Source organism: Nocardioides houyundeii, from assembly GCF_002865585.1.
Taxonomy (GTDB): Bacteria; Actinomycetota; Actinomycetes; order Propionibacteriales; family Nocardioidaceae; genus Nocardioides; species Nocardioides houyundeii.
Window position 1 is genome coordinate 2,047,721 of sequence record NZ_CP025581.1, and the last position, 12,036, is coordinate 2,059,756.

Annotated in this window: 11 protein-coding genes and 1 pseudogene; 6 read left to right on the forward strand and 6 right to left on the reverse strand. The window is 70.2% G+C overall.

Features of this window, described 5'->3' with window-relative positions; all coding sequences use genetic code 11:
• The 5 genes and pseudogenes from sufC to C0R66_RS09860 all read right to left on the reverse strand — a co-directional run bounded on the left by sufC (position 1) and on the right by C0R66_RS09860 (position 4,474).
• Positions 1-758 (reverse strand): annotated as a pseudogene (sufC, locus tag C0R66_RS09840) (Fe-S cluster assembly ATPase SufC).
• A 12-nt stretch (positions 759-770) separates the two neighbouring features.
• Positions 771-1,136: a non-heme iron oxygenase ferredoxin subunit gene (locus tag C0R66_RS09845; protein ID WP_101524545.1), complete on the reverse strand. Its 366-nt coding sequence runs from the start codon at positions 1,134-1,136 to the stop codon at positions 771-773.
• Positions 1,136-2,329, reverse strand: a complete 1,194-nt coding sequence (gene sufD, locus C0R66_RS09850) for a Fe-S cluster assembly protein SufD (protein WP_241901408.1) — start codon at positions 2,327-2,329, stop codon at positions 1,136-1,138. Before sufD ends, C0R66_RS09845 begins: the two co-directional genes overlap by 1 nt.
• A 46-nt stretch (positions 2,330-2,375) precedes the next feature.
• Positions 2,376-3,794, reverse strand: a complete 1,419-nt coding sequence (gene sufB, locus C0R66_RS09855; RefSeq protein ID WP_199286629.1) for a Fe-S cluster assembly protein SufB — start codon at positions 3,792-3,794, stop codon at positions 2,376-2,378.
• A gap of 2 nt (positions 3,795-3,796) precedes the next feature.
• Entirely contained in the window at positions 3,797-4,474 is a 678-nt protein-coding gene (locus C0R66_RS09860; RefSeq protein WP_101524546.1) for a helix-turn-helix transcriptional regulator, read from the reverse strand.
• A 302-nt stretch (positions 4,475-4,776) separates the two neighbouring features.
• On the opposite strand from C0R66_RS09860, the gene C0R66_RS09865 reads away from it, so the two are divergent.
• Genes C0R66_RS09865 through C0R66_RS09885 form a run of 5 tightly spaced genes read left to right on the forward strand, consistent with a single transcriptional unit; the run spans position 4,777 to position 8,809 of the window.
• On the forward strand, positions 4,777-5,478 hold the full coding sequence (locus C0R66_RS09865; RefSeq protein WP_241901409.1) for a phosphatase PAP2 family protein: 702 nt from the start codon (positions 4,777-4,779) through the stop codon (positions 5,476-5,478).
• Positions 5,475-6,155 carry a glycerophosphodiester phosphodiesterase gene (locus tag C0R66_RS09870; RefSeq protein WP_101524548.1) on the forward strand — a complete coding sequence of 227 codons (681 nt, stop codon included), beginning with the start codon at positions 5,475-5,477 and terminating at the stop codon, positions 6,153-6,155. Before C0R66_RS09865 ends, C0R66_RS09870 begins: the two co-directional genes overlap by 4 nt.
• Positions 6,156-6,165: 10 nt before the next feature.
• Positions 6,166-7,101 carry an ABC transporter ATP-binding protein gene (locus C0R66_RS09875; protein WP_101524549.1) on the forward strand — a complete coding sequence of 312 codons (936 nt, stop codon included), beginning with the start codon at positions 6,166-6,168 and terminating at the stop codon, positions 7,099-7,101.
• Entirely contained in the window at positions 7,098-7,871 is a 774-nt protein-coding gene (locus C0R66_RS09880; protein WP_101524550.1) for an ABC transporter permease, read from the forward strand. The genes C0R66_RS09875 and C0R66_RS09880 overlap by 4 nt, the downstream gene beginning before the upstream one ends.
• Before the next feature lie 5 nt (positions 7,872-7,876).
• Positions 7,877-8,809, forward strand: a complete 933-nt coding sequence (locus C0R66_RS09885) for a COX15/CtaA family protein (RefSeq protein ID WP_101524551.1) — start codon at positions 7,877-7,879, stop codon at positions 8,807-8,809.
• On the opposite strand, the gene C0R66_RS09890 is transcribed toward C0R66_RS09885, so the two are convergent.
• Complete coding sequence (locus C0R66_RS09890) at positions 8,758-9,729, reverse strand: heme o synthase (protein ID WP_101524552.1); 972 nt, start codon at positions 9,727-9,729, stop codon at positions 8,758-8,760. The genes C0R66_RS09885 and C0R66_RS09890 overlap by 52 nt on opposite strands.
• A gap of 190 nt (positions 9,730-9,919) precedes the next feature.
• Here C0R66_RS09890 and tkt point away from each other — a divergent pair, with 190 nt between their 5' ends.
• Positions 9,920-11,971 carry a transketolase gene (tkt, locus tag C0R66_RS09895; RefSeq protein WP_241901658.1) on the forward strand — a complete coding sequence of 684 codons (2,052 nt, stop codon included), beginning with the start codon at positions 9,920-9,922 and terminating at the stop codon, positions 11,969-11,971.
• Positions 11,972-12,036: the final 65 nt, after the last annotated feature.

Genomic DNA, 12,036 nt, shown 5'->3' on the forward strand with positions numbered 1-12,036 from the left:
TCAGGACGCTGCCTTGGTGTACTTGTCGTAGCCCTCGGCCTCCAGCTGGTCGGCCAGCTCGGGGCCGCCCTGCTCGGCGATCCGGCCGTCGACGAAGACGTGCACGAAGTCCGGCTTGATGTAGCGCAGGATGCGCGTGTAGTGGGTGATCAGCAGGACACCCTTGTCCTTGCCGGCAGCGAAGCGGTTCACGCCGTCGGAGACCACCTTGAGGGCGTCGATGTCCAGGCCGGAGTCGGTCTCGTCGAGCACGGCGACCTTCGGGGCCAGCAGCTCCAGCTGAGCGATCTCGTGGCGCTTCTTCTCGCCGCCCGAGAACCCCTCGTTGACCGAGCGGGTCGCGAAGCTGGGGTCGAGGTCCAGCGCCTTGAGGGAGGCGTTGACGTCCTTGACCCAGGTGCGGAGCTTGGGAGCCTCGCCGTCGATGGCGGTCTTGGCGGTGCGCAGGAAGTTCGACACCGAGACTCCGGGAACCTCCACGGGGTACTGCATGGCCAGGAACAGTCCGGCGCGGGCGCGGCCGTCGACCGACATCGCGAGCACGTCCTCGCCGTCCAGCGTCACGGTGCCCCGGTCACGGTGTACTTGGGGTGACCGGCGATCGAGTAGGCGAGGGTGGACTTGCCCGAGCCGTTCGGCCCCATGATCGCGTGGGTCTCGCCGTCGCGGATGGTGAGGGTGACGCCCTTCAGGATCTCCTTGGGACCGTCCTCGGTGTCGACCGAGACGTGCAGGTCGTTGATCTCCAGGGTGCTCATGTGTGTGTCTCTCTACTCTCTGGTGCTCGTCGAAAAGTTGTCGTCAGGACGGCTGGACGCCGTTGAGGGGGTGGCCACGTCGACGTAGACCTCGTCGCCGCGCAGCTCCACGCCGAAGGTCGAGATCGGCTCGGTCGCGGGCAGCACGGTCGGCTTCCCGGTACGCAGGTCGAAGGTGGAGGCGTGCAGCCAGCACTCGATCGCACAGTCCGCGACCCCGCCCTCGGAGAGCGCCACGTGGGCGTGGGAGCAGAGGTCCTGGACGGCGAAGATCTCCTCGCCGTCCCGGGCCACCGCGATGTCGACGCCGTCGACGTTCGCCGCGAACGCCTCGTCGGCGGGGACCTCCGCGAGCGTGCAGACGCGTTCGAACGCCATCAGAAGTGCTTTCCGGTGACGTTCTTGGCCAGCTCGGCCTCGACCGTGGCCACGAGGCGCTCCTCGATGGCGGGGACGTCGACCTTGCGGATGAGGTCGTTGAAGAAGCCGTGCACGACCAGGCGCCGTGCCTCCGCCTCCTCGATCCCCCGGGAGCGCAGGTAGAAGAGCTGGTTGTCGTCGAAGCGACCGGTGGCCGAGGCGTGCCCGGCTCCCTCGATCTCCCCGGTCTCGATCTCCAGGTTGGGCACCGAGTCTGCCTGGCAGCCGTCGGTCAGGACGAGGTTGCGGTTCTCCTCGTAGGTCTCGATGCCGACCGCGACCTTGCGGATCAGCACGTTGCCCACCCACACGGTGTGCGCCTTGTGGCCCTGGAGCGCGCCCTTGTAGACCACGTGGCTCTTGGTGTTGGGAGCGGTGTGGTCGGCGAACAGCCGGTGCTCGATGTGCTGCCCGGCGTCGGCGAAGTAGAGACCGAGCATCTCCGCGGAGCCACCCGGCCCGTCGTAGGTGACGTTGGCGTCCATCCGGACCAGGTCGCCGCCGAAGCTGATCGCCGCGTGCTTGTAGGACGCGTCGCGCCCCACCCGAGCCTGCGTGTGCGTCAGGTGCACGGCGTCGTCGGCCCAGTCCTGCACCGAGACCACGGTCACCTCGGCGCCGTCACCCACCTCGATCTCCACGACCTGGGCGATGGCAGCACTGCCGGTGTGGTTGAGCACCACCGTGGCCCGCGAGTGCCTGCCGAACCTGAGGGCGACGTGGCCGCCCTCGGTCTCGGCCGCGTCGGTCCCGGTCAGCTGGACCACCACGGGCTCGGAGACCTCGGTCTCGGCCGGGACGTCGACCAGCAGCGAGGTCTCGACCTCGGCCAGCACCCGGGCCGCGAAGCGACTGATCGGCACCAGCCCGGAGATGCCGCGCAGCGCGCGGGCCTCGTCGCCGGCGACGTCGGCCACCCGGACCCCGTCGGGGGTGTTCCACTCGTAGCGGGTCGCCCCGGCGCCGAGGACGGCGTCGGCGTGCAGCCCTCGCAGCCGCTTGAGCGGCGTGAAGCGCCAGATCTCCTCCCGGCCCTGGGGCACCGGGTGGTCGGCCACGTCGAACGACCCCTGCGGGTGGAGGTGGCTCTCCACCTTCTCCATCTCGAGGGCGGACGCGACGCTCTCGCGCGCGGCTTCGGTCACAGTCACTAAGAATTCCTTCTGGGGCGGGGAACGGGTGTCGGAGAGGGAGCGGTCAGCCGACCGCGCCCTCCATCTGCAGCTCGATCAGGCGGTTGAGCTCGAGGGCGTACTCCATGGGCAGCTCCTTGGCGATCGGCTCGACGAAGCCGCGCACGATCATCGCCATCGCCTCGTCCTGCTCCATGCCTCGCGACATGAGGTAGAAGAGCTGGTCGTCGGAGACCTTGGAGACGCTGGCCTCGTGACCCATCGAGACGTCGTCCTCACGGATGTCGACGTAGGGATAGGTGTCGGAGCGGCTGATCTGGTCGACCAGAAGCGCGTCGCAGAGCACGTTGGACTTCGAGCCGTGCGCGCCCTCGTTGACCTGGATCAGGCCCCGGTACGACGTGCGGCCACCGCCACGCGCCACCGACTTGCTGAGGATGGAGCTGGAAGTGTTGGGAGCAGCGTGCACCATCTTGGCGCCGGCGTCCTGGTGCTGGCCCTCGCCCGCGAACGCGATCGAGAGCGTCTCGCCCTTGGCGTGCTCGCCCATCAGGTAGATGGCCGGGTACTTCATGGTCACCTTGGAGCCGATGTTGCCGTCGACCCACTCCATGGTCGCGCCGGCGTCGCAGGTCGCACGCTTGGTCACCAGGTTGTAGACGTTGTTGGACCAGTTCTGGATCGTCGTGTAGCGGCACCGGCCGCCCTTCTTCACGATGATCTCCACGACCGCGGAGTGCAGCGAGTCCGAGCTGTAGATCGGCGCCGTGCAGCCCTCGACGTAGTGCACGTAGGCGTCCTCGTCAACGATGATCAGGGTGCGTTCGAACTGCCCCATGTTCTCGGTGTTGATCCGGAAGTAGGCCTGCAGCGGGATGTCGACGTGCACACCCTTCGGCACGTAGATGAACGAGCCGCCCGACCAGACGCTGGTGTTCAGCGCGGCGAACTTGTTGTCGCCGACCGGGATGACGGTGCCGAAGTACTCCCGGAAGAGCTCCTCGTGCTCGCGGAGCGCGGTGTCGGTGTCGACGAAGATGACGCCCTGCTCCTCGAGGTCCTCGCGGATCGAGTGGTAGACGACCTCGGACTCGTACTGGGCCGCGACGCCGGAGACCAGGCGCTGCTTCTCCGCCTCGGGGATGCCGAGCTTGTCGTAGGTGTTCTTGATGTCCTCGGGCAGCTCGTCCCAGCTGGTCGCCTGCTTCTCGCTGGACCGGACGAAGTACTTGATGTTGTCGAAGTCGATCGTCGACAGGTCCGAGCCCCACGTGGGCATGGGCTTGCGGTGGAAGAGCTTGAGGCCCTTCAGACGCAGGTCGAGCATCCACTGCGGCTCAGACTTCTTGCCGGAGATGTCGCGAACGACGTCTTCGTTGAGTCCACGCTTGGCGTTCGAGCCCGCAGCGTCGCTGTCGGCCCAACCGAACTCGTAGCGCCCGATGCCCTTCAGCTCCGGGTTGAGCTCTTCGATGGAGGTCATGGTCAGCCTTCCTTGCTCTTCGGGATGCAGGTGGTGCAGACACCGTCGCCGTGGGCGATGGTGGCCAGCCGCTGCACGTGCGTGCCGAGGACCTTGCCGATCGCCTCGGTCTCGGCCTCGCACAACTGGGGAAATTCGTGTGCCACGTGGGAGACGGGGCAGTGTTGCTGGCACAGCTGGTCAGCGGCACCGGCGAGGGGAAGCTCGCGCACGCTGGCGGCGTACCCCTGGGCGGAGAAGACCCGGGCCAGCGCCTCGGCCGGGCTCAGGTGCGGCTCGGCAGCCACGATCCGCTCGTAGTCGGGGGCCACGTAGGCCACCCGACGCCGGGCGAACTCCATCACCGCGTCGTCGCCGCCGGTCTCGGCCAGGAAGCGCAGGGCCTGGGCGGCCAGGTCGTCGTACTGCTGGTCGAACTGGTCGCGGCCGGCACCGGTGAGGGCGAACACCTTGGCCGGACGACCGCGTCCACGACTGCCGTAGACCTTCTGCTCGCGGCCCTCGACGACGCCCTCGGAGAGCATGTGGTCCAGGTGGCGGCGCACGGCCGCGGGAGTGAGCGCGAGGCGCTCGGCCAGCTCGGCCGCGGTGGAGGCGCCGTTCTCCAGGATCGACCGGGCAACGCGATCGCGCGTCGACGCGTCGCCCACAGGCGCCACGGTGCTCGGGTCGAATTCCACAACACGATTGTTACGTTATTAAAGGGCTGGTTTCAACGAAGGGCACCCTAAGTGGCGGGCGCCGGGTGACCAGCACCACATCCCGGTCCCTGGTGATGGCCCGGACGCATCTCCCACCAGCCCTGCCGTGGGGGCCCGGCACGACTAACCCCTCGCGCTTCCGCCTGCTCTTCGGTCAAGATGGACAGGCGCTACGAAGGGTATGCATGCACCTGCAACCGCACCGGCCCCTGCCGCTAATCGTCCCGCGCGCTCGCTCACGGTCGCGGGTCCGCTGGGGGCGCCCCCCTGCATGGTGGCTGGTGCGACAGGCAGCCGCTGTCGCGTTCGGCGTCTTCGGGTACTTCTTGGTCCGTGGCCACACCGAGGGCGCGCGCGACGTGGCACTGGCGCACGCCGCGGAGGTGGAGGGCCTGGAGCAACGGCTGGGCATCGCCCTCGAGCCGCAGCTGCAGGCCTGGGTGGCTCCCTCCGAGTCGCTGCGCACCATGGCGAACTGGGTCTACATCTGGGGTCACTGGCCGGTCATCACGATGACCATGATCTGGCTCGCCTGGCACCACCGCGAGGTCTTCCTCCGGCTGCGGGACGCGATGCTGGTCTCCGGAGCCCTGGGCCTGGTGGTCTTCGTGACCTACCCCCTGGCACCGCCACGCCTGGCGAGCCTGGGCATGGTGGACACCATCACCGACCACTCCCAGTCCTACCGGGTGCTGCAGCCTCCTGCCTTCACCAACCAGTACGCCGCCATGCCGAGCCTGCACTCGGGCTGGGACCTGCTGGTCGGCATGGCCATCGTCAGCGCCGCGTCCACGCTCACCCTCAGGGTGATCGGCTTCGTGCTGCCGGTGCTGATGGGCCTGGCCGTGGTCGCCACCGCCAACCACTACGTCCTCGACGTCGTCGCCGGGGTCACCCTTGCCCTGCTCGGCCACGCGGTCGCCCGGCGCGCCGAGCAGCACCGACGTCGACGGCGTCGCCCCACCGAGCAGGGCGAGCCGTGACGCTGCTCGCCATCGCCCACCGGGCCGGGAACTCCCTGGCCGGGCTGGAGGCCGCCAACCAGCTCGGTGTCGACGTCGTGGAGTGCGACATCCACCAGTACCGGGGCAACCTCGAGGTCCGCCACCTCAAGACCGCCGGGCCACTGCCCTTCCTGTGGGACCGGTGGCAGCTTGCCTCGGCATCTGCCCCCCGCCTGGGCCTGGCCGCACTGCTGGCCGCGGATCGCCACGGGACCACCTTCATGCTGGACCTCAAGGGCAGACGCACCGCCGCCGCTCGCGCGGTCGCACGGCTGCTGCGCGACCTCGGTCACGACGCCCCGATCCTGGTCTGCGGTCGGCACTGGCCCTCGGTGGAGTTGCTGGCCGAGGAGCCGCAGGTCCTCCCGGTGCTCTCGGCGCGGAACCGCGGCGAGCTTCGCCGGCTGCTCTCGCGCCTGGAGGACGGCTCCCGGGTGCACGGGGTCTCGGTGCACCGCGACCTGCTGGACGCCGGCACGGTGGCACGGCTCTCGGACCTGGTCGAGGTGGTGATGACGTGGTCGGTCAACGACCTGGAGTCCCTGGACCGGATGCGCGACCTCGGAGTCACCGGGATCATCAGCGACGAGCCGACGGTGCTGGCGCAGCTGCTCGCCGAGCGCCCCGACCCCGGCCCGCGAGGGTCGGGTTCCTAGACTTCGCCTCGTGCCCTCCTCCCCTGCCGTCGAGATCGAGGGACTGGTGATGCGGTACGGCGACAAGGTGGCGGTCGACGGTCTCTCGCTCACGGTCGAGCGCGGCACCATCACCGCGGTGCTCGGCCCCAACGGCGCCGGGAAGACCACGACCCTGGAGACCTGCGAGGGCTACCGACGTCCTCAGCAGGGCAGGGTGCGGGTGCTGGGCCTCGACCCGCACACGGACCGCCGGGCGCTCCTGCCCCGGATCGGCGTCATGCTCCAGTCCGGAGGTGCGTGGTCCGGGGTCCGGGCGATGGAGATGCTGCGTCACGTCGCCGCCCTGCACTCCCACCCGATGGACCCGGACCTGCTGGCCGAGCGGGTCGGACTCTCCGACTGCGGGCGGACGCCGTACCGAAGGCTCTCCGGAGGGCAGCAGCAGCGTCTCGGGCTCGCGATGGCCCTGGTGGGGCGGCCCGAGCTGGTGTTCGTCGACGAGCCCACGGCCGGGATGGACCCGGCCGCGCGCCGGAGCACCTGGGAGCTGCTGCAGGAGCTGCGGGCGAGTGGCGTGACCGTGGTGCTGACCACCCACTACATGGAGGAGGCCGAGCGCCTCTCCGACGTGATCCACATCGTCGACCGCGGCCGCCTGGTCACCTCCGGCACACCGCTGGAGCTGACCCGCGGCGGTGGGCACACCACCATCCGGCTCGTGGTCACCCGTCCGTTCCCCGACGGCGCTCCGGAGTCGCTCCGGGCCGGACTGGGCTCCGGCACCGAGGTGCGCCAGCTCGACCCGCTCAGCATGGTCATCTCCGGGCAGGCCGACTCCTCCACGTTGGCGGTGGTCTCGCACTGGTGCGAGACCAACGGCGTGCTGCCGGAGTCGCTGAGCCTGGGCCAGCGCACTCTCGAGGACGTCTTCCTCGACCTCACCGGACGAGGACTCGCCGAATGACCGACACCCTCGACCTGACTCCGGCCCCCGGGGCGGCCCCGCTGCACCGACAGGTCCTGGCGCAGTCGCGCATGGAGACCAGGCTCATCCTGCGCAACGGCGAGCAGATCCTGCTCGCCCTGGTGATCCCGGTGATCGTGCTGCTCGGCGGGGTGGCGGCCGCGGATCGGGTGGGGCTGGAGTTCGACCACCCGGTGGTCGACGTGCTGGCGCCGGGGATCCTGGCCCTGGCGGTGATGTCCACCTCCTTCACCTCGGTCGCGATCGCCACCGGCTTCGAGCGCCGCTACGGACTCATCAAGAGGCTCGGCACCTCGCCCCTGCCACGCTACGGCCTGCTGCTGGGCAAGGTCGGGGCCGTCGTGGCCGTCCAGGTCCTCCAGGTCGCGGTGCTCGCGTGCGTGGCGCTCGGCATCGGATGGCGACCTGAGGCCACCGGGTGGCCGGCCGCGGTGCTGATCCTGCTCCTGGGGACCGCTGCCTTCACCTCCCTGGGCCTGCTCATCGCGGGCACCTTGCGCGCCGAGGCCACCCTGGCCGCGGCCAACCTGGTCTACCTGCTGCTGATGGCCGGCGGAGCCGTGGTCATCCCGGCCGACTCCTACGGCGCCCTCGGCACGCTCGCCACCTGGCTGCCCTCGGGGGCGCTGGGCGAGGGGATGCGCGCCGCACTGCTCGACGGCCGACTCGACCTGTCGGCCGTGCTCGTCCTGGTCGTGTGGGCGGCGACAGCCGCTGCCGCGACCGCCCGTACCTTCAAGTGGGAGTGACTTCGATGAACCTCAGTCGTCTCGCGCCGTGGCTCTGGCCCCTGGCGATCGCGAACCTGCTGGCCAACATCGGCATCGTGGTGACCGGGGCGGCCGTCCGGCTGACCGGGTCCGGGCTCGGCTGCCCCACCTGGCCCCGGTGCACCGACGAGTCCTACGCCGCGCACGGCGAGCTCGGGCTGCACGGCGCCATCGAGTTCGGCAACCGGCTGCTCACCTTCGTGCTGGCGGCGGTCGCCGTCCTGACCTTCCTGGCCGCCCTGGGCTCCGGCCGCCGGCGCGCCATCTGGCTCGCCTTCGTCGTCGGCCTCTCCATCCCGCTGCAGGCCGTGGTGGGCGGCATCACGGTGCTGACCGACCTCAACCCGTGGATCGTCTCCGGGCACTTCCTGGTCTCGATGCTGATCATCATGTTCTGCGTGGCCCTCCTGGACGAGCTGCGCAGCCCGACTCGAGGCCTCGCACCGGTCCCGGTCCGCGCCCTGGCATGGGCCAACCTGGGGGTGGGCTGGGTCGTTCTCTACCTCGGCACCGTGGTGACCGGGGCGGGGCCGCACGCCGGTGACGAGGGCGCGGCGCGCAACGGGCTGGACCCCGCCACGATCTCCCAGGTGCACGCTGTCTCGGTCTACCTCCTGGTGGCGCTCACCGTCGCCCTCCTGGTGGTCTCACTGCGCAGCGGGTTGCAGTGGCTGGCCACGGTGACCGGGCTCGTGCTCGCCATCGAGCTGGCCCAGGGCGTCCTGGGCTGGACGCAGTACTGGCTGGACCTGCCGATCGTCCTGGTGGCCCTGCACATGCTCGGCGCCGGCCTGCTGGCCGCCGGCCTGGCGCGGCTGGCACTCGCGGTGCTGCCGCACCGGGACCTGACGGCCGCGGAGCTGGCTCAGAACAGCAGCGGGTCCAGGGCCACCGCGACGAAGAGCAGCGACAGGTAGAGGTTCGAGCTGTGGAACAACCTCATCGGTGAGATGTCGGTGAGGCTGTCCGAGCGCTTGGCCCGCCCCCACATCCGGTGCGCCTCCAGCAGGAAGACTCCTCCGAGCACGGCCGCGACCACCGGGTAGACGATCCCGGTGTCGGCCACCGGCCACAGCAGCAGCGAGGTCGCCACCATCACCCAGCTGTAGATCACGATCTGGCGGCCGACCTCGGCGGCCGGCTTGACCACCGGCAGCATCGGGACGTCGACGTTCGCGTAGTCCTCTCGGTAGCGCAGCGCCAGCGCCCAGGTGTGCGGCGGGGTCCAGAAGAAGACCACCATGAACAGCACGATCGGGGTCCAGGCCAGCTCGTCGGTGACCGCCGTCCAGCCGATCAGGGTCGGGAAGCAGCCGGCGAGGCCGCCCCAGACGATGTTCTGGGTGGTACGCCGCTTGAGCAGCATCGTGTAGACCAGCACGTAGAACGCGTTGGCCAGCAGGGACAGCCCGGCGGAGAGCCAGTTGACCCACAGCGCGAGCACCACGGTCGACAGCAGCGCCAGCACCGTGGCGAAGACCAGGGCGGACCGGGCCGTGACGATGTGCCGGGGAAGTGCCCGGCGTCGGGTGCGCCGCATCTGCTCGTCGATGTCCCGGTCGTAGACGCAGTTGAAGGCGCTGGCCGAGCCTGCGCTCAGCGCGCCTCCGATCACGGTGGCGACCACCAGCCCGAGGTCGGGGACGCCGCGGGCGGCGTAGAACATCACCGGCACCGTGGTCAGCAGCAGCAGCTCGATCACCCGCGGCTTGGTGAGACCGACGTACGCCCCCACCACGTCCCGGACCGTGGCACGTCCTCCACCGGGGGCGCCGGTGCCGTCGCTGGAAGAGCGGGACTGCTCAGCAGCCGAGGCCGAGGGGCCGACGTGCGTCACGGAGATGAACCTCGAAGAAGTGGGGTACAGGCGAGGTCGAGTCTAGCCCGCACCCTGGGTAGGCTCGTCCCTACCTCCTGCTGCCGCTCGAATCGAAGGGAAACCCGTGACCAAGCCGACCGAAGGTTCATCCACGCTTGACTGGACGGAGCTCGACCAGAAGGCCGTGGACACCGTCCGAGTGCTGGCGATGGACGCCGTGCAGAAGGTCGGCAACGGTCACCCCGGCACCGCCATGAGCCTGGCTCCCGTGGCCTACCTGCTCTTCCAGAAGGTCATGCGGCACGACCCCGCCGATCCCGACTGGATCGCTCGCGACCGGTTCATCCTCTCCTGCGGCCACACCAGCCTCACCCTCTACATCCAGCTCTACCTCGCCGGCTTCGGTCTCGAGCTCGACGACATCAAGGCGCTGCGCACCTGGGGCTCCAAGACCCCGGGCCACCCGGAGTTCGGCCACACCGCGGGCGTGGAGACCACCACGGGCCCCCTGGGCCAGGGCGTGGCGAACGCCGTCGGCATGGCCATGGCGGCTCGTCGCCAGCGCGGCCTCCTGGACCCCGACGCGCCGTCCGGGGAGTCGCTCTTCGACCACCACGTCTACTGCCTGGCCTCCGACGGCGACCTCCAGGAGGGTGTCTCCGCCGAGGCCTCCTCCATCGCGGGTCACCAGCAGCTGGGCAACCTCACCCTGATCTGGGACGACAACCAGGTCTCCATCGAGGACGACACCGACGTCGCCTTCACCGAGGACGTGGCCGCTCGCTACGAGGCCTACGGCTGGCACGTGCAGGTCGTGGACTGGGCGGGCGACCGCAGCAACCCGGACGCCTACGACGAGAACGTGCCCGCCCTGTACGACGCCCTGGCCGCGGCGCGCGCCGTGACCGACCGGCCGTCGTTCATCAAGCTGCGCACGATCATCGCCTGGCCCGCCCCCAACGCTCGGGGCACCGGCGCCTCGCACGGCTCCGCCCTGGGGGCCGAGGAGGTCGCTGCCGCCAAGGAGCTCATGGGCTTCGACCCGGCGAAGACCTTCGAGGTTCCCGACGACGTCATCGCCCACACCCGCCTCGCCCTGGAGCGCGGCAAGGCCGCCGGCCACCAGTGGGACGCTCAGTACGCGGAGTGGGCCGAGCGCAACCCCGGCGCCGCGGCACTGCTGCACCGGGTCAAGGGCCGGACCCTGCCCGACGGCTGGGACTCCAGCCTGCCCTCCTGGGAGGCCGACCCCAAGGGGGTGGCCACCCGCAAGGCGTCCGGTGAGGTGATCAACGCCGTCGCCGGCGTGCTGCCCGAGCTGTGGGGCGGCTCCGCCGACCTGGCCGAGTCCAACAACACCACGATCAAGGGCGCGGAGTCCTTCATCCCGACCGAGCACTCCACGCGGCAGTGGAAGGGCAACCCCTACGGCCGCGTGCTGCACTTCGGCATCCGCGAGCACGCCATGGGCGCGATCATGAACGGGATCACCCTGCACGGGGGGACCCGCGTCTTCGGCGGCACCTTCCTCCAGTTCTCCGACTACATGCGTCCCGCGGTGCGGCTCGCGGCGCTGATGCAGGCCCCGACCATCTACGTCTGGACCCACGACTCGATCGGTCTCGGCGAGGACGGCCCCACCCACCAGCCCATCGAGCACATCGCCGCGCTGCGCGCGATCCCCGGGCTCGACGTGGTACGTCCTGCGGACGCCAACGAGACCGCGGCGGCCTGGAAGGCGGTCCTGCAGCACACCGACCGGCCGGCCGGCCTGTGCCTGACCCGGCAGAACGTCCCGGTCTTCCCCCGCGGCGAGGACCCGGAGACGGGTCAGCGCTGGGCGGACACCACCGACGTGGAGAAGGGCGGGTACGTCCTGCTCGAGGCCGAGGGCGGTCAGCCGGACGTGGTGCTCATCGGCACCGGCTCGGAGGTGCAGCTCGCGGTCCGGGCGCGCGAGCTGCTGGCCGAGCAGGGGGTCCGGGCCCGCGTCGTGTCGATGCCCTGCGTGGAGTGGTTCAACGCCCAGACCCAGGCCTACCGCGACCAGGTCATCCCGCCGATCGTCAAGGCGCGAGTCAGCGTCGAGGCAGGCATCGCCCTGGGGTGGCGCGAGCTGGTCGGGGACGCGGGACGGATCGTCTCCATCGAGCAGTACGGCGCCAGCGCCGACTTCACCCGCATCTACACCGAGTACGGCATGACCGCCGAGGCGGTCGTCACCGCGGCGCTGGACAGCATCGCGACGGCCACCGCCTGAGACGAGGCCTCGCTGCGGACCACGGCACGGACCAGCACCACCGACCAGCACCACTGGAGGCACAC